This window comes from Kitasatospora sp. NPDC034533 (genome assembly GCF_055575155.1).
Genome location: NZ_JBVITE010000015.1, coordinates 106285 through 121599 on the forward strand (window position 1 = coordinate 106285; position 15315 = coordinate 121599).

The 15315-nt window shown below is 73.5% G+C and carries 15 protein-coding genes and 1 riboswitch; of the genes, 2 read left to right on the forward strand and 13 right to left on the reverse strand.

The window, feature by feature from the left end; all coding sequences use genetic code 11:
- Window positions 1-8 precede the first annotated feature (8 nt).
- The gene (locus tag ACZ55U_RS13975) at window positions 9-986 is read right to left on the reverse strand and encodes an aspartate carbamoyltransferase catalytic subunit (protein WP_465525911.1); all 978 of its coding nucleotides are present in this window, start codon (window positions 984-986) and stop codon (window positions 9-11) included.
- Window positions 987-992: 6 nt separating this feature from the next.
- A complete protein-coding gene (pyrR, locus tag ACZ55U_RS13980; protein ID WP_465525913.1) occupies window positions 993-1613 on the reverse strand; it encodes a bifunctional pyr operon transcriptional regulator/uracil phosphoribosyltransferase PyrR in 621 nt (206 codons plus the stop codon).
- 329 nt (window positions 1614-1942) lie between these two features.
- On the opposite strand from pyrR, the gene bldD reads away from it, so the two are divergent.
- On the forward strand, window positions 1943-2446 hold the full coding sequence (gene bldD / locus ACZ55U_RS13985) for a transcriptional regulator BldD (protein WP_030056198.1): 504 nt from the start codon (window positions 1943-1945) through the stop codon (window positions 2444-2446).
- 147 nt (window positions 2447-2593) lie between these two features.
- Here the strand turns inward: bldD and ACZ55U_RS13990 are convergent, their stop codons facing one another.
- From ACZ55U_RS13990 to nicT, 6 genes are all read right to left on the reverse strand, one after another.
- A complete protein-coding gene (locus tag ACZ55U_RS13990) occupies window positions 2594-3511 on the reverse strand; it encodes a hypothetical protein (RefSeq protein ID WP_465525915.1) in 918 nt (305 codons plus the stop codon).
- A 397-nt stretch (window positions 3512-3908) separates the two neighbouring features.
- Window positions 3909-4736 carry a thioesterase family protein gene (locus ACZ55U_RS13995; protein ID WP_465525917.1) on the reverse strand — a complete coding sequence of 276 codons (828 nt, stop codon included), beginning with the start codon at window positions 4734-4736 and terminating at the stop codon, window positions 3909-3911.
- A 137-nt stretch (window positions 4737-4873) separates the two neighbouring features.
- A complete protein-coding gene (gene nusB, locus ACZ55U_RS14000) occupies window positions 4874-5311 on the reverse strand; it encodes a transcription antitermination factor NusB (protein WP_316520206.1) in 438 nt (145 codons plus the stop codon).
- A 4-nt stretch (window positions 5312-5315) separates the two neighbouring features.
- Window positions 5316-5879 carry an elongation factor P gene (efp, locus tag ACZ55U_RS14005; protein WP_465525919.1) on the reverse strand — a complete coding sequence of 188 codons (564 nt, stop codon included), beginning with the start codon at window positions 5877-5879 and terminating at the stop codon, window positions 5316-5318.
- Between the two features lie 78 nt (window positions 5880-5957).
- Window positions 5958-7064: a M24 family metallopeptidase gene (locus ACZ55U_RS14010; protein WP_465525921.1), complete on the reverse strand. Its 1107-nt coding sequence runs from the start codon at window positions 7062-7064 to the stop codon at window positions 5958-5960.
- 122 nt (window positions 7065-7186) lie between these two features.
- Window positions 7187-8305 carry a Nickel transporter NicT gene (gene nicT, locus ACZ55U_RS14015; RefSeq protein WP_465525923.1) on the reverse strand — a complete coding sequence of 373 codons (1119 nt, stop codon included), beginning with the start codon at window positions 8303-8305 and terminating at the stop codon, window positions 7187-7189.
- Between the two features lie 31 nt (window positions 8306-8336).
- Window positions 8337-8550, reverse strand: a riboswitch (cobalamin riboswitch).
- 158 nt (window positions 8551-8708) lie between these two features.
- Here nicT and ACZ55U_RS14020 point away from each other — a divergent pair.
- Complete coding sequence (locus ACZ55U_RS14020) at window positions 8709-10379, forward strand: hypothetical protein (protein ID WP_465525925.1); 1671 nt, start codon at window positions 8709-8711, stop codon at window positions 10377-10379.
- 54 nt (window positions 10380-10433) lie between these two features.
- On the opposite strand, the gene ACZ55U_RS14025 is transcribed toward ACZ55U_RS14020, so the two are convergent.
- The 5 genes from ACZ55U_RS14025 to aroQ form a co-directional block, all read right to left on the reverse strand.
- Window positions 10434-12437, reverse strand: coding sequence for an AAA family ATPase (locus ACZ55U_RS14025; RefSeq protein WP_465525927.1), 2004 nt, complete (start codon window positions 12435-12437; stop codon window positions 10434-10436).
- A 68-nt stretch (window positions 12438-12505) separates the two neighbouring features.
- Window positions 12506-12832, reverse strand: a complete 327-nt coding sequence (locus ACZ55U_RS14030; protein WP_465525929.1) for a putative quinol monooxygenase — start codon at window positions 12830-12832, stop codon at window positions 12506-12508.
- 102 nt (window positions 12833-12934) lie between these two features.
- Window positions 12935-13744, reverse strand: a complete 810-nt coding sequence (locus tag ACZ55U_RS14035) for an Fpg/Nei family DNA glycosylase (protein WP_465525931.1) — start codon at window positions 13742-13744, stop codon at window positions 12935-12937.
- Between the two features lie 78 nt (window positions 13745-13822).
- On the reverse strand, window positions 13823-14758 hold the full coding sequence (locus ACZ55U_RS14040; RefSeq protein WP_465525933.1) for an AAA family ATPase: 936 nt from the start codon (window positions 14756-14758) through the stop codon (window positions 13823-13825).
- 127 nt (window positions 14759-14885) lie between these two features.
- The gene (aroQ, locus tag ACZ55U_RS14045; protein WP_465526016.1) at window positions 14886-15314 is read right to left on the reverse strand and encodes a type II 3-dehydroquinate dehydratase; all 429 of its coding nucleotides are present in this window, start codon (window positions 15312-15314) and stop codon (window positions 14886-14888) included.
- Window position 15315 lies beyond the last annotated feature (1 nt).

A 15315-nucleotide genomic window follows, 5' to 3' on the forward strand; every position in this document is an offset into this window, starting at 1 on the left:
GCGCTCGTTCACTGGGCGGTCTCCACGGAGTCGGTACGGGGGGCGTCGGTGAGCGTGGCTCCGCCGAGGAGCAGGTAGAGCACGGCCATCCGGATCGAGACGCCGTTGGCGACCTGCTCGATCGCGGTGCAGCGCGGCGAGTCGGCGACCTCGGCGGTGATCTCCATGCCGCGGACCATCGGGCCGGGGTGCATCACGATCGCGTGCCCGGGCAGCTGGGCCATCCGCCGGCCGTTCATGCCGTACCGGCGACTGTACTCGCGCTCGGTCGGGAAGAACGCGGCGTTCATCCGCTCGCGCTGCACCCGCAGCATCATCAGCGCGTCCGTCTTGGGGAGCACGCTGTCGAGGTCGTAGCTGATCTCGCAGGGCCAGTTCTCGGCCCCGATCGGCAGCAGCGTCGGCGGGGCGACGAAGGTGACCTGCGCGCCGAGGGTGTTCAGCAGGTGGACGTTGGAGCGGGCGACCCGGCTGTGCAGGACGTCGCCGACGATCGTCACCCGGCGCCCGGCCAGGTCGTTGCCGTTCCCCGGGTTGAGGTGGCGGCGCATGGTGAAGGCGTCGAGCAGCGCCTGGGTGGGGTGCTCGTGGGTGCCGTCACCGGCGTTGATCACACTGCCGTGCAGCCAGTCCGACTGGGCGAGGCGGGCCGGGGCGCCGGAGGCGTGGTGGCGGATGACCACCGCGTCGGCGCCCATCGCCTGGAGGGTCAGCGCGGTGTCCTTGAGGCTCTCGCCCTTGGAGACCGAGGAGCCCTTGGCGGAGAAGTTGATGACGTCGGCCGAGAGGCGCTTCTCGGCGACCTCGAAGGAGGTCTTCGTCCGGGTGGAGTCCTCGAAGAAGAGGTTGACGACGGTGCGGCCGCGCAGCGTGGGCAGCTTCTTGACGGCCCGGCCGGAGAGCTGGGCCAGCTCCTCGGCGGTGTCCAGGATCAGCAGCGCGTCGTCGCGGCTGAGATCGGCGGCGGAGACGAGGTGGCGCTTCACGCGGTTTTACTCCGGGAGGTGTTCGGAAGGCTGGGGGGCCAGGGCCTGCGAGCTGCGGGCGGCGAAGTCGCGGTCGCCGACCAGCACGGCGTCCACGCCGTCGCTGTCGGACAGGCGCACCTGCACGGCCTCGCGCAGCGAGGTGGGGAGGTTCTTGCCCACGTAGTCGGCCCGGATCGGCAGCTCGCGGTGGCCCCGGTCGACCAGGACGGCGAGCTGGACGGCGCGCGGGCGGCCGATGTCGCTCAGCGCGTCGAGCGCGGCGCGGATGGTGCGTCCGGAGAAGAGCACGTCGTCGACCAGGATGACGAGCTTGCCGTCGATGCCGCCGGGCGGGATCTCGGTGTGCTCCAGGGCGCGGGCGGGCTTCAGCCGCAGGTCGTCCCGGTACATGGTGATGTCCAGGGTGCCCAGCGGGATCTCGCGCCCGGTGATCTGGGCCAGCCGGCCGTGCAGGCGGCGGGCGAGGTGGACGCCCCTGGTGTGGATGCCAAGCAGCACGACGTCCTCCGCGCCCTTGGCGCGCTCGACGATCTCGTGCGCTATCCGGGTGACGACCCGGGCGATGTCCGTGCCGTCCAGCACCTGGTGCGGCGGTCGCGGCGTCGATTCATGCTGTGTGGTCATGCCGAAGCGGACCTCCTTCCCCGCCTCACTGGACGGGCCTTAAAGGATGTCGGGAACGCCCCCGCCGACCGGGCGCGGGCTGTGGTCATCCTACCAGCGCACCGGATCGCAAACAGACGGCCATCATTCCGCTTCCCGCGGTTAACGCCCCGGACGCGCCGACGATGCGGGCCATTCGCACGACTGCCCCATTCGGCTTGACGCATCTACCTTACTCTACGTAACCTCACAGTGAGTTACGAGACGGACGTCGGACCCACCGGTAACGGCGTCGGCCAATCGCCCGTGACCCACCACTGAACGCGAAGCAATCTCGTCCGGGGAGATCAATGTCCAGCGACTACGCGAAGCAACTCGGAGGCAAGCTCCGAGCGATCCGCACTCAGCAGGGTCTCTCCCTGCACGGTGTCGAGGAGAAGTCCCAGGGGCGCTGGAAGGCAGTCGTCGTCGGCTCGTACGAGCGCGGCGACCGTGCGGTCACCGTGCAGCGGCTGGCCGAGCTGGCGGAGTTCTACGGCGTCCCGGTGCAGGAGCTGCTGCCCGGCGGAACTCCCGGCGGAGCGGCCGAGCCGCCGCCGCGCCTGGTGCTCGACCTGGAGAGACTGACCCAGGTCCCCTCCGAGAAGGCCGGCCCGCTCCAGCGCTACGCCGCGACCATCCAGAGCCAGCGCGGCGACTACAACGGCAAGGTGCTGTCGATCCGCCAGGACGACCTGCGCACCCTGGCCGTCATCTACGACCAGTCGCCGTCGATCCTCACCGAGCAGCTGATCTCCTGGGGCGTGCTCAACCCCGACGCCCGCCGCGCGGTGCGCGAGGAGGACGCGAGCTGAGGCCCGCCACCCGGGTCCGGCAGCGGACCTAGGCATGACCCAGCACGCGTTTTCCGCGTGCCGACAAGCAGAAACGTCACGGCGCGGCTCCCCGGTTCGGGGGGCCGCGCCGCGGTGTCCGGGCACCGCCTCACCGCGGCGGCGGTCTCAGCAGACCGTGCCCAGGCCGTAGCCGGGCTGCGCCGCCACGCCGTCCAGTCGCACCGGCCGGTCGGCCGGCGCCCACTCCTGCCCGCCGCTCGACCAGGCCCAGGAGGCCGGCAGGTACTCCCCGCAGGTGGCGGCCGAGCCCTGGGAGCCGTGCAGCACCGCGACGCCCGGCAGCTCCAGGGCCAGCCCGGCGCAGAGCACCGCGCAGACCAGCTCCAGGTCCTCGTCGTTGATCCGGACCACGCCGTCCTCCCACTGGAGCACCCGCGCCGCGGCGCTCAGCCGCCCGCCGGGCGCGTCCACCCGCACCCGCAGCTCGTAGACGCCGGCGCCCGCGCCGAGCAGCATCCGCCGGAACACCTCGCCGCCGCGCTGGTAGGCGGCGCGCACCCAGGCGATGTGCTCCTCGTCCGGCGCGCCGGCGCCCCCGTACAGGCCCCCGTCGAGCAGCAGGTCGGCGTGGCAGAGCGTCAGGCCGTTCTCCCGGGCGCGCACCAGGCGCGGCACGAAGTCCCCGGCCAGTTCCTCGCCCTGATAGGCGAGCAGCTGGGTCCGCAGGGCCGGGTTGACCAGGTAGCGGTCACGGGCGGCGGGCTCGGCCGGGTCCAGGCCGTGCAGCACGCAGAACTCCTCGAAGTCCTGCGGATGGAACATCCGGGCCCGGACGGTCTCGAACCGCTCCAGCGCCTCGGCCAGCAGGTCGGCGGTGTCGGCCAGGTAGCGCTCGTGGTCGGGGGCGTCGGTGACCCCCCAGGCCCGGGCCCGCGCGAAGTCCGCGGCGCTGGTCAGCACCCCGATGACGAAGGCCTGCTCGGCACCCTCGGCCCGCTGCGGCTGGTGCGGCGCCCGTACCGCGGGCCGGGAGCCGCCGGCGGTGCAGTCGGAGTTACGGCGGGCTCGACCTTTTTGACTCATGCGCCCACCTCGCTGCGCTCGGCAGGGGCATTCGCCCACGCGCACCTATCGACTGTTCGCTCGCTCCGCTCGCTCATGCGCCCACCTCGCTGCGCTCGGCAGGGGCATTCGCCCACGCGCACCTCTTGATGGTTCGCTCGCTCCGCTCGCTCACGCGCCCACCTCGCCGCACTCGGCAGAGGCTGCATTCGCCCATACGCACCTATCGACTGTTCGCTCGCTGCGCTCGCTCACGAGTGGCTCCTGGCTTCAGGGGACGGTCGGCGGCTGGCGTGCCGCTGACCGTCTTCCTCCCCATCCGCGCGCGTCGCACACGTACGGCGTGTCACAGGAATGTAACCACAGGTGATGCGGGGTCCTTTCCGGCCAACCGTCCGGGCCGCCCGCGGGCCGCGGTTCAGGCCGGCCGGGGCGCCCGGGCCAGCTGGCGGGACTGGGCGACCAGGCGCCCGGACTCGTCCCAGACCTCGGCGTCCTCCTCGAAGTAGCCGCCGGCCAGGTTGCGGGTCGCGTGGGTGACCCTCAGCCAGCCCGGGGCCGGCTTGGCCCGCAGGTGAACGGTCAGCTCGACGGTCGGGGCCCAGCCCGGCATGCCGAGGTCGAAGGTGACCGGCGGCAGCGCGTCGGCGACCAGCAGGAGCAGCAGCGGGTCGGGCTCCCGGCCGTCGGCGAGCCGGAACCAGCCCTGGATCCGCCCGTTGCCGGAGGGCTGCCCGAGCGCCCAGCCGACGGTGGCCGGGTCCAGCCGCAGGTCGAACCGCTCCAGCAGGGCGGCCTGGGCGATCAGTTCCCTGGGCGCGAGTTCGACGCCGATGCACTCGTTCGGCGGCGGCAGCTGCGGGGGCCGCGCCGTGGTGCGCACCTCGCCCTCGGCGGCCGAGAGGTCGCCGTGGCTGGCCACCACGCGCAGCCGCTCGACGCCGTCCTGGCTGAGCGAGGCGGTTCCGGTGGACAGCCCGCGGCCGGTGCGCAGCACCTCGGTGCGGACGGTGGCCGGGCCGGGCCGGGAGGCGGACAGGTAGTAACCGCTGATCGACACCGGGTCCGGGTGGGTGCCGTGCTCCAGCGACAGCGCGTGTCCGGCGACGGCGAGCAGCAGGCCTCCGTTCACCCCGCCGCCGATCTGCCAGCCGGCGCCGAGTTCGGCCTCGTAGCGGCCGGCCTCCTCGGGGTGCCGGGTCAGGGCGATGCCCTGGTCGAACTCGCTGCGGGTCGCCGTGGTCATGTGGGGGCCTGCCCTTCACGCGTGGTTCCGGACGTCAAGTTACTGACAAGTAGGCCCCAACCTTACGCCGCCCGGGTGAAACGCGAAACGGCCGCCGGAACCCTGTTCGGGTCCGGCGGCCGTCCACGAGGTGCCCCTTACCGGCGGATGCCGGGCTTCAGCTCCAGGAAGCGGGCGAGCATGCCGTTGACGAAGGCCGGGGAGTCGTCCGTGGAGAACTCCTTGGCGATCTCGACGGCCTCGTCCAGGACGACGGCGTCCGGGACGCCGTCCTCCCAGATCAGCTCGTACGCGCCGAGCCGCAGGACGTTGCGGTCCACGATCGGCATCCGGTCGAGGGTCCAGCCCACGGCGTACTGCTCGATCAGGTCGTCGATGCGGCGGGCGTGCTGGACGTACCCCTCGATGAGCTCCATGGTGTACTCACCGACCTGCGGGGTGCCCTCGTCGGGCTTGGGCTCGCGGGCGCGGGCCACCCAGTCGGCGAGGACCTGCTGCGGGTCGACCCCGCGGTGGTCGGCCTCGAAGAGGATCTGGAAGGCCCGGGTACGGGCCTTGCTGCGTGCGGCCGACACGGACTTACTTCACCCGGCCGAGGTAGCTGCCGTCGCGGGTGTCGACCTTGACCTTCTCGCCGGTGACGACGAACAGCGGGACGGCGATCTCGGCGCCGGTCTCCAGGGTGGCCGGCTTGGAGCCACCGGTGGAGCGGTCGCCCTGGACGCCCGGCTCGGTGTGGGCGATGGTCAGCTCGACGGCGGCCGGGAGCTCGATGTACAGGACCGAGCCCTCGTTGGTGGCGACCAGGGCCTCGAAGCCCTCCAGCAGGTACTTGGCGGCGTCGCCCACGACGGCCGGCTCGACCGTGATCTGGTCGTAGGTGTCCATGTCCATGAACACGAAGTTCTCGCCGTCCTTGTACGAGAACTGCATGCCGCGCTTGTCGACGTTGGCGGTCTCGACCTTGGTGCCGGCGTTGAAGGTCTTGTCGACGACCTTGCCCGTCAGGACCTCCTTGAGCTTGGTACGCACGAAGGCCGGGCCCTTGCCGGGCTTGACGTGCTGGAACTCGACGACGGACCAGAGCTTGCCGCCCTCCAGCTTGAGGACCATGCCGTTCTTGAGATCGTTCGTGGAAGCCACGGGCGCACTTACTCCTGTATAGCTGTCAAGGAACCAAGGGTTTGCGTCCTGCCGCCGGCGGCCGTCGGGAGGCCGTGGTCACAGGGCGAGGAGCTCCTTGGTGGTGATGGTGAGCAGCTCGGGCCCGCCCTCTTCGAGGGGGCGCACGACGAGCGTGTCCTCGATCCGGACGCCGCCCTTGCCCGGGAGGTGGACCCCTGGGCCGACGGTGACCGGCACGCGGCTGTCCAGTTTACCCATGTCCGCCGGACCGAGGCGCGGCGCCTCCCGCATCTCCAGCCCGATGCCGTGGCCCACCGGGTGCGGGGAGGCCTCGGTGTGGCCGGCCGCCTCCAGGACCTGCCGGGCGGCCCGGTCGGGTACGCACTGCTCCACCCCTGGTCCGAGCGCCTCCCGCCCGGCCCGCTGGGCCCGGAAGACCAGCCGGTGCAGCTCCACCTGCCAGGGCGCGGGAGCGGCCCCGATCACGAAGGTGCGGGCGGTGGAGACGCCGTAGCCGCGGTACTGGGCGCCCATCACCACGGTCAGGAAGTCGCCCTCCTCCACCCGCCGGTCGGTCGGCTGGTGGGCGGCCTGGCCGGAGTGGCTGCCGGTGCCGACCGAGACCGGGAAGGCCGCCCGGTCGGCGCCGTGGTCGATCATCCGGCGCTCCAGCTCCATCGCCAGGTGCCGCTCGGTGCGGCCGACCAGGATCGACTCCAGCAGCTCGCCGAGGGCCTGGTCGGCGATCTCGGCGGCGATCCGCAGGTCGGCGATCTCGTGCTCGTCCTTGACCACCCGCAGCCGCTCGACCATCTGGCCGAGGTCCACCAGCCGGGCCCCCTCGGCCCGGCTCCCCACCGCCCGGTGCCGGGTGACGGTCAGGTCGTGCTCCTCCACCGCCAGACCCGACACCCCGGACCGGACGGCGGCGGCCGCGGCGGCCAGCGCGGTGTCCGACCCGGCCGGCACGGGCATCCGGGCGACGTCCGGGGCGATCAGGTGCTCCCCGGTGTCGTCCGGCGGCAGGTCGTCCGGCAGCGCGAGCAGGGCCCGCTCCCTGGTCAGCAGCAGGGTCGCCCCGCAGGGCGCGCAGCCGGTCAGGTACCGCACGTTCGCCGCGCGGGTGATCAGCGCCGCGTCGGCCCCGGCCGCACCGCAGTGCTCCCTCACCCGCTCCCGCCGCCCCGCGTACGCATCCGCCATGCGTCGAGCCTACGAACCCCCGGCCCGGACCGCCCGCCGAGCACCCCCGCCAGAACCCCCGGTGCTCCTTGCACGCCCCCGCGCGACCGCTCGATCCGGCCACATCGGCCGGGGGGGGCGCCTCAGGACTCCCCGGTGGGGGTCCAGCGCTTCTCCACCCGGGCGAGCTTCCAGTACCCGATCGCGATCGCCCAGACCACCACGAACAGCCCGGCGATCGCGTAGCCGACGTTGTCCAGCGAGATGTCCGCGACGAACCCGGTGACCGGATCGGTCAGGTCCAGCTTCTCGTGCAGCACCCCGACCAGCTCGATGGTGCCGATGACGAAGGCCACCGCGATCGACAGCCCCGTGATGGTCAGGTTGTAGTACACCTTCCGCACCGGGTTGGCGAACGCCCACTGGTAGGCGAAGTTCATGAACGTCCCGTCCAGGGTGTCGAACAGGCTCATCCCGGCCGCGAACAGCAGCGGCAGGCAGACGATCGCGTACCAGGGAAGCCCCGAGGCGGCCCCCGAACCGGCCATCACCATCAGGGTGACCTCGGTCGCGGTGTCGAAGCCCAGGCCCAGCACCATCCCCACCGGGAACATCTGCCCCGGCCGGGTGATCGAACGCGTCGCCCGGTTCAGCACCCGGGCCATGAAGCCGCGCGAGTCGAGGTGCGCCTCCAGCTCCTTCTCGTCGAACTGCCCGGCCCGCATCGCCCGGAACACCTTGACGATGCCGAGCAGCGCCGCCAGGTTGAGCGCGCCGATCAGGTAGAGGAACACGCCGGAGGTGGTCGTCCCGACGACGCCGAGCCACTTGTGGGTGGTCGACTCGTCGTCCATCAGGGTGTTCGCCAGCTGCGCCCCGCCCGCCACCAGGGCGGCCATCAGCACCACCATCGAGGAGTGCCCGAGGGCGAACCAGAAGCCCACCGAGACCGGCCGCCTCCCGTCCGCCATCAGCTTGCGGGTGGTGTTGTCGATCACCGCGATGTGGTCGGCGTCGAAGGCGTGCCGCATGCCGAGGGTGTACGCCGTGACGCCCAGGCCCACCCCGAAGACCTGGGTGCCGACCTCGTACCGCTCGGGCGCGACCAGGAAGACCAGGGTGCCGAAGGCCACCACGTGCAGGGCCAGGATCACCGCCATCAGCCCGGCCGTGCGGACGGTGTCCTCCCGCCGCCACGCGAACGCGGGCAGCACGGAGGGGGCCGGCTTCGCCCCGGCGGAAGAGATTTCGGGCAGGGTCATCTGCGGATCACGCTCCAGCACCTCGTGGAAAACCTCGTGAGATGCCGTGGCCGGTCTCCTGGCTTACGGGAAAGCCCGTACCCGCCTTCCCAGGCGCGCGAGGCGCCCAGTGGCTCCATGGGTACGGACGGCGTTCCTCCGCGGACGGAGGAACGACCCGATCACAGTGGCGAGGGCCGCTCCGGGCTGGGACCCCTGAAGGTCCGTCACCGGAATTCCCGAGCACCACGGCGGGCTACACCGTAGGGGCCGGGTCCGACCCGTGCAAGGCCCGGCGCACGCGCGGGTGTCCAGGATCACAGGGCCCGCCGCCGCACCCCGCCGCCCGGCCGACCGACACCCGGAACCGGCCGGATTCCGGCGAGGGCGCGCCGCCGCCGGACCGGATGAGTACGATCATGGCGTGCCGTCCCACCCCCACGCCTGGCCCGCCGACCGCTGGAACACCCGGCCGGTCAGGGCCCGCGTGCTGGCGGTCGCCCGCACCCTCACCTCGGCCACCCGGGTCCTGGACGTCCTCACCCTCCTGAACCCCGACGGCGTCGAGCGGTACTTCACCGTCAACCCCGGCTCCGCCTTCGCCGACCGCGCCCTGGACGAGTACCTGCACGGCCTGCCCGGCTTCACCGTGCTGGACTGGGAGGACGCCGTCCGCCGCCGCTTCGACCTGGCCGTCGCCTGCGCCGTCCACTCCTCCATGCACCGCCTGGACGCCCGCCTCGTCGTCCTCCCGCACGGCGCCGGCTACAACCGCCTGGTCACCGAGTCCACCGGCGACACGGTCAGCGCCGCCGGCCTGTCCAGGAACGAACTCACCCACCGCGGACGGGTGTTCGTGGACGTCCTCGGCCTCTCCCACCCCGAACAGCTGGACCGGCTGCGGGCCTCCTGCCCCGAGGCCCTGGACGTCGCCCGGGTCGTCGGCGATCCGTGCTTCGACCGGATGCTCGCCAGCCGGCGCTCCCGGGACGGCTACCGCGCCGCACTCGGCGCCGTCGACGGGCGGCGGCTCGTCGTCGTCAACTCCACCTGGAGCGAGCACTCGTTATTCGGCCGCCGCCCCGACCTCCCCCAGCAGCTGGTCCGCCGGCTGCCCGCCGACGAGTACACCGTCGCCGTCGTGCTGCACCCCAACATCTGGAGCCGGCACGACCCCGAGGCGCTGCTCGACGGCGCCCGCCGGATGGGCCTGCGCCTGATCCCGCCCCAGCAGGGCTGGCAGACCGCCCTCGTCGCCGCCGACCTGCTGATCGGCGACCACGGCTCGGTCTCCTTCTACGGCGCCGCCCTGGAACGCCCCACCGTGCTCGTGGCCACCGGCTCCGGCGAACTCGACCCGCACTCCCCCAGCTACGCCTTCGGCCAGGCCGCACCCGCCCTCGACCCCGACGGCGACCTCGCGGCCCAGGTCGAACAGGCCCTCGCCCGGGACCCGGCCGACCTGCGCGGGATCACCGACGGCTCGCTCGCCCACCGCGGCGAGTCCGCCCGGCTGCTGCGCCCGCTGCTCTACTCCTTCCTGGACCGGCTGGACGAACCCGCGGACGAACCGGCCCTGCCGCCCTACCCCAGGCCCGTGCCGCTGCCCGGAACCGAACGGCCCACCGCGTACGACGTCGAGGGCAAGAGCGAGGGGACGGAGGTGAGCCTGCGGCGCTACCCCTTCGACCCGGGCGACCACACCCCGCGCGGCTTCCACGCCCTGACCGACGACCACCCCGGCGACGCCCTGCGCTACACCGCCGAGGTCCTCGCCCGGACCGAGGTCCACGCCGAGGTCCCCGCCACCCGCTGGCTCACCGACTCCGCGACCGAACTCCCCGGCCTGGCGGTCGCGGTGGCCGCGCTCGGCCCGGCCCGCCACCTGCTGCGGCTGCGCGGCGGTCTCCTCCTGGAGGCCCGCGCCGAAGCGGACTGGGAGAACCCCGACCCCGGCGTCGACCCACTGCTGCTCGGCGCCGCCGTGTCCTGCTGGCTCACCGACGGCGGCGACCCGGCCGGCCTCCCCGAGCACGGGCTCACCATCCGCACCGGCGACCACCGCACCCGGGTGTCGTTCCGCACCGGGCCGTGACCGCCAGGCAGTGACCGCCACGCCCGGACTGGGCCGGACAGGGCCCGACAGACCCTAGCCCGCGAGCTCCCGCAGCCGGGCGCGGCTGCGCTCCGCCGACTCCTCGTCGCCCCGCTCCTCGGCGAGGGCCACGAGCAGGGTGTGGGCCTGCGCCTCCTTCGCCGGGTAGCCGCGCTCCTCGGCCCGCCGGGCGCACTCCTCGGCCTGGGCCACGGCGAGATCGAGCCGGCCGAGCGCCCGATGGGCCCGGGCGCGGACCAGCGGCAGCTTCATCGCCATGTCCTCGTCGTGGGTCCGCTCCGCCTGGGCGGTGGCCTCGGCCAGCAGGGTCAGCGCCTCCCGCGGGCTCCCGTCGGCGATCAGCGCCTGTGCCAGGTTGTAGCTCTGGACGATCTCGCCGTGCGCGTCGCCCCGGTTCGCCTCCAGCGCCAGGGTGAACCGCTGCACCGCGTCGGCCGGGCGTCCGTCGGCCAGGCAGAGCAGACCGTCCGTCTCGTGGAGCACCCCGACCACCTGACGGTCGGCCACCAGCGGCACCAGCTCGGTGGCCAGCGCCAACTGCTCGGCGGCGAGCCGGTGCTCCCCGCGCTCCTGGTGGGCGCGCGCCAGCTGGTTGCGCATCCGGACCACGGCGTCCGGCCGGTTGTCCCACTGGGCCGACTCGATGCCCAGCCGGTGGGTCGCGATCCAGTCCTGGTAGAGCTTGCGGCCCTGGTAGAGCAGCCAGAGCGACTCGCAGAGCCGCCACACCTCGCCGTGCCACCCCTGCTCGGCCGCCTCCTCCACCACCGCGCGGAAGTCGGCCCGCTCCGCGTACAGCCACTCCAGGGCCGCGCTCCCGGACGCGAAGCCGGGCAGGCCGTCGCCGCTCGGCTCCTGCACGCGGAGCCTGCGCTCGGACATCGCCCGGTCGGCGAGCGAGGCCCGGCCCCGGTAGTACGCCACGACACCGGCGAGGAGTTCGGTGCGGTCGGGCAGATCCCGCGACCGGCCGAAGGCGTGCAGCCGGACCACGTCGTGCGCCCGGAAGCGGTCCTCGCGGTCGTCGTCCCTCACCTCGTCCAGCAGGTGGACGCCCCGCAGCTCCTTGATCGCCCGCTCGGGCCGCCGCACGCCGACGGCACGCGCCAGCTCGGCGGACACGAAGGGGCCGGGGTGCACGCCGATCAGGTGGTAGAGCGCCCGGCCCTCCTCGGTCAGCCGCTCGTAGACCAGGTCGTACGTCGCGCCGAGGTCGCTCTCCTCCTCCAGCATCGCCAACCTGCCCTCCCGGTCGTGCAGTTCGGCCACCACCCGGTCGACCGCCAGGCCGTCGCGGTCCAGCAGCTGGCTGCCGACCGCGTTCAGCGCGAGCGGCAGGCCGCCGCACAGCTCGACCAGTTCCGCCAGCTCCCCGTCGGTGCCCCGCCCGGAGCCCACCCAGCCGCGCACCAGCTCGGCGCCCGCCGTGGCACTCAGCGGCCCGAGCTGCCGGACCTCCGCGCCGTCCATCCGCAGCGCGGACAACCGCCGGCGGCTCGCGACCACCACCAGACCGCTGGACGGGAGCAGCGCGCGGACCTCGGCGGCGTGCTCGACGTTGTCGAGGAAAAAGAGGCAGCGGCGCTCGGCGGTGGCGGTGCGGAACGCCGTGAAGCGCTCGGCCTCCACGGCCGGCGGCTCGGTGCCCAGGGCGCGCAGGAAGCCGGCCAGCAGTTCGGGGAGGTCCACCCCGCCACGGTGCCGGTAGGCCCTCAGGTCGGCGTAGAGGTCCCCGTCGGGGAAGTGCTCCCGGTGCTCCTCGGCGAACCTGACGATCAGTTCGGTCTTCCCGACCCCGCCCAGGCCGGTGAACACCACGAGCCCGAGCCCACCCGCCCGGACCCGCTCCAGGGCCTCGGTCAGCGCGGCGAGTTCCGGCTCCCGGTTGACGAAGAGTCCGTGCGTCGGACGGATCTGATGCGGTCTCGGCGGCCGCTGCCGCTCGTGGAGGTGCACCGAGCCGATCGTCCCGGCCTGCACCAGGTGCCCGCCCACTGTGGCGCCCGACACGGTGTTGACCACCTCGTGCCGCTCCATCGCTGCTCCCTCCGGCCGGTCGGCCCCAGCCTACGGGCTGGGCGACCGGCCTGAGGGGCACTCGGATGTCACCGGGGGGTGATCTCGCCCATCTCCGCCCAGCCGTCCATGCCGGGGATCTCGGTCGAGACGATCCGCGGCTTGGCGGACACCGCGTACGACAGGTCCTCCATGGCCTTGACGAAGTGCGCCGACTCCACGTGCGCCTTGCCCGCTTCACCGTCGCGGAACGCCTCGACCAGGACGAACTCGTGCGGGTCCTCGACGCTGCGGGACCACTCGAAGAAGAGGTTGCCGGGCTCGTTGCGGGTGGCCTGGGTGAACTCGTCGACCAGGTCCAGCCAGCCGTCGACCCGCTCGGGGCGGACCGGGAACTTGACGGTGATGAAGATCATGGGGGTTCCTTCCGTTCCACGTGGGTGCCGGCCGGCCGACCGGCACCGGATCTATCGTCGCAGGTCAGAAGGGACATTCCGGCCACGGGGGCCGCAGCGCGCTCAGGCCGCCTGGCAGGCCGGGCACCAGAACAGGTTGCGGGCGGCGTGCTCCTCCGTCCGCACGTCGGTGCCGCAGACCAGGCACGGCATGGCGGCCCGCCGGTAGACGTACACCTCGCCGCCGTGGTCGTCCACGCGGGGCGGGCGGCCCATCGCCTCCGGGGTGTGCTCGGGGCGGACGGTGTCGATCCGGCCGGCGGTGACGCCCTCGCGCATCAGGGCGACCAGGTCGGCCCAGATCGCGTCCCACTCGGGCCGGCTGAGGTCGCGCCCGGCCCGGTACGGGTCGATGCCGTGGCGGAACAGCACCTCGGCCCGGTAGACGTTGCCCACCCCGGCCAGCACCTTCTGGTCCATCAGCAGCGCCGCGACCGTCGTCCGGCTGCCCGATATCCGCCGCCAGGCGGCCTCCGGGTCGGCGTCGGCGCGCAGCGGATCGGGGCCCAGGCGGGCGGCGACGGCCGCCTTCTGCTCCTCGGTGACGAGCGCGCAGGTGTTGGGACCGCGCAGGTCGGCGTAGCCGTCCTCGTTCTCCAGCCGCAGCCGGACCAGCCCGACCGGCTCGGGCGCCGGGCCGCTGCCGAAGGTGAAGCCGCCGTACAGACCGAGGTGGACGTGCACCCAGGCGCCCTCCTCGAAGCCGAGGAACAGGTGCTTGCCGGTGGCCTCCGACTCGGTGAGCACCTGCCCGTCGATCACCTTGGCCTCGTCGGCGAAGCGGCCCTGGGGGCTGGAGACCCGGACCGGACGGCCGCCGAAGGCGTTGCGGTTCTCGATGGCGAGGCGGTGGATGATGTGGCCTTCCGGCACGGGCGTCAGCTCCTCCGGGCGCAGCGACAGGACCCGTCCATCATCGCAGCCGGCACCGACGGTCCCGGGCGGTACCGGTCAGCGGACCGGGACGCCCATCAGCCGGGCCAGGATCACCCGGTCCAGCTCGGCGGCCGTGCCGGCGACGTCCAGGGCGGAGTTGTCGATGATCGGCAGCCCGGAGTTGTACCAGCCGGCCATCCGTCCGTGGATGCGGGCCACCTCCTCGTCACCGAGGCGGCGGGTGCCGCTGCGCCGGGCGTTGCGGCGCAGCACCGAGTCCAGGCTGGGCAGCAGCACGACCGGGATCATGCCGGGGCCGATGTGCCGCTTCCAGCCGCCGAGGCCGATCGCCGGGCGGTCGGGGAAGACGGCGTCGTCGATGATGCAGGAGATGCCGTTGGCCAGGTAGTTGCGGCAGGCGAAGCCGCAGGTGCGGCGGGCCAGCCGGTACTGCGCCTCGGAGGCGTTGTTCCAGCCGGACTGCGGGTTGGCGAAGCCCGCCTGCACCCACTCGCGGACGTCGTCCAGGCTGATGTGCGCGGTCGGGGTGGGCCGCCGCTCGGCCCAGTGGCGGGCGACGGTGGTCTTGCCGGCCCCGGCCGGTCCGATCAGCAGCACGGCGATCGGCCCGCTGGGCGCGTGCGGCTGCGGAGGCTGGGCCGGCAGCTGGACGGGCGCGCCGGGGGGCAGCACGAAGTGCCCGGTGCCCCCGGCGGCCAGCGGCGCGCTCGGCGCCGGGGCGGGCGCGGCCGGCGGGGCCGGCGGGGCGGGGGCCGGCGGGGCGGGGGCCGGAGCCGGAGCCGGACGGGCGGCGGGGGCCGGAGCCTGAGCGGGGCACCCGGTGGGCCCGGGCGCGGCCGGAGCGGCGGGCGCCGGCCGGACCGGCGGGGACGGAGGGGAGGCCTGCGCCCCCGACGACGTCCCCCGCGCTCCGCCCCCCGGCGGCACCGGCGGGGCGACAGGACGCGGCGGGACCTGCCCGCCTCCGGCGTACTGCGCCACGGCTCCCACCTCCCGACACCTCTCAGCGGGGACATTACACGCAGGCCCGGCGGCGGGCACAGTCCGCCGCCGGGCCGGTGCCCGGGCCCCTCTTGCCGCCCGTTCCCGGGTGCGCGCTGACCGGCAGGGCGGGCCCTCAGCGCGTGGTGAGCCGCTCGGCCAGCGCGCGCAGCGCCAGCTCGTAGGAGCCGAGCCCGAAGCCGGCGATGGTGCCGGAGGCGACCGCGGCGATCACGGAGTTGTGGCGGAAGGTCTCCCGCGCGTACGGGTTGGAGATGTGCACCTCGATCAGCGGTGCGGTGCGCTGGGCCGCGGCGTCCCGCATCGCGTACGAGTAGTGGGTGAAGGCACCGGGGTTGATCACCACCGGCACCTTCCCGTCGGCCGCCTCGTGCAGCCACTCCACCATCCGCTGCTCGGAGTTGGTCTCGTGCACCTCGACCTCGAAGCCGAGCTCCCGGCCCAGCGCGGTGCAGCGCTCGACCAGCCCGGCGTACGAGGTGGCGCCGTAGACGTCCGGCTCGCGGCTGCCCAGCCGGCCGAGGTTGGGGCCGTTGAGCACCATC

Bases quoted from the DNA above. Each gene is read 5' to 3' on its own strand.
- pyrR (WP_465525913.1), bottom strand. From the start codon at position 1,613: ATGACCACACAGCATGAATCGACGCCGCGACCGCCGCACCAGGTGCTG.
- bldD (WP_030056198.1), top strand. From the start codon at position 1,943: ATGTCCAGCGACTACGCGAAGCAACTCGGAGGCAAGCTCCGAGCGATC.
- ACZ55U_RS13990 (WP_465525915.1), bottom strand. From the start codon at position 3,511: ATGAGTCAAAAAGGTCGAGCCCGCCGTAACTCCGACTGCACCGCCGGC.
- ACZ55U_RS13995 (WP_465525917.1), bottom strand. From the start codon at position 4,736: ATGACCACGGCGACCCGCAGCGAGTTCGACCAGGGCATCGCCCTGACC.
- ACZ55U_RS14010 (WP_465525921.1), bottom strand. From the start codon at position 7,064: ATGGCGGATGCGTACGCGGGGCGGCGGGAGCGGGTGAGGGAGCACTGC.
- nicT (WP_465525923.1), bottom strand. From the start codon at position 8,305: ATGACCCTGCCCGAAATCTCTTCCGCCGGGGCGAAGCCGGCCCCCTCC.
- ACZ55U_RS14025 (WP_465525927.1), bottom strand. From the start codon at position 12,437: ATGGAGCGGCACGAGGTGGTCAACACCGTGTCGGGCGCCACAGTGGGC.
- ACZ55U_RS14030 (WP_465525929.1), bottom strand. From the start codon at position 12,832: ATGATCTTCATCACCGTCAAGTTCCCGGTCCGCCCCGAGCGGGTCGAC.
- aroQ (WP_465526016.1), bottom strand. From the start codon at position 15,314: ATGGTGCTCAACGGCCCCAACCTCGGCCGGCTGGGCAGCCGCGAGCCG.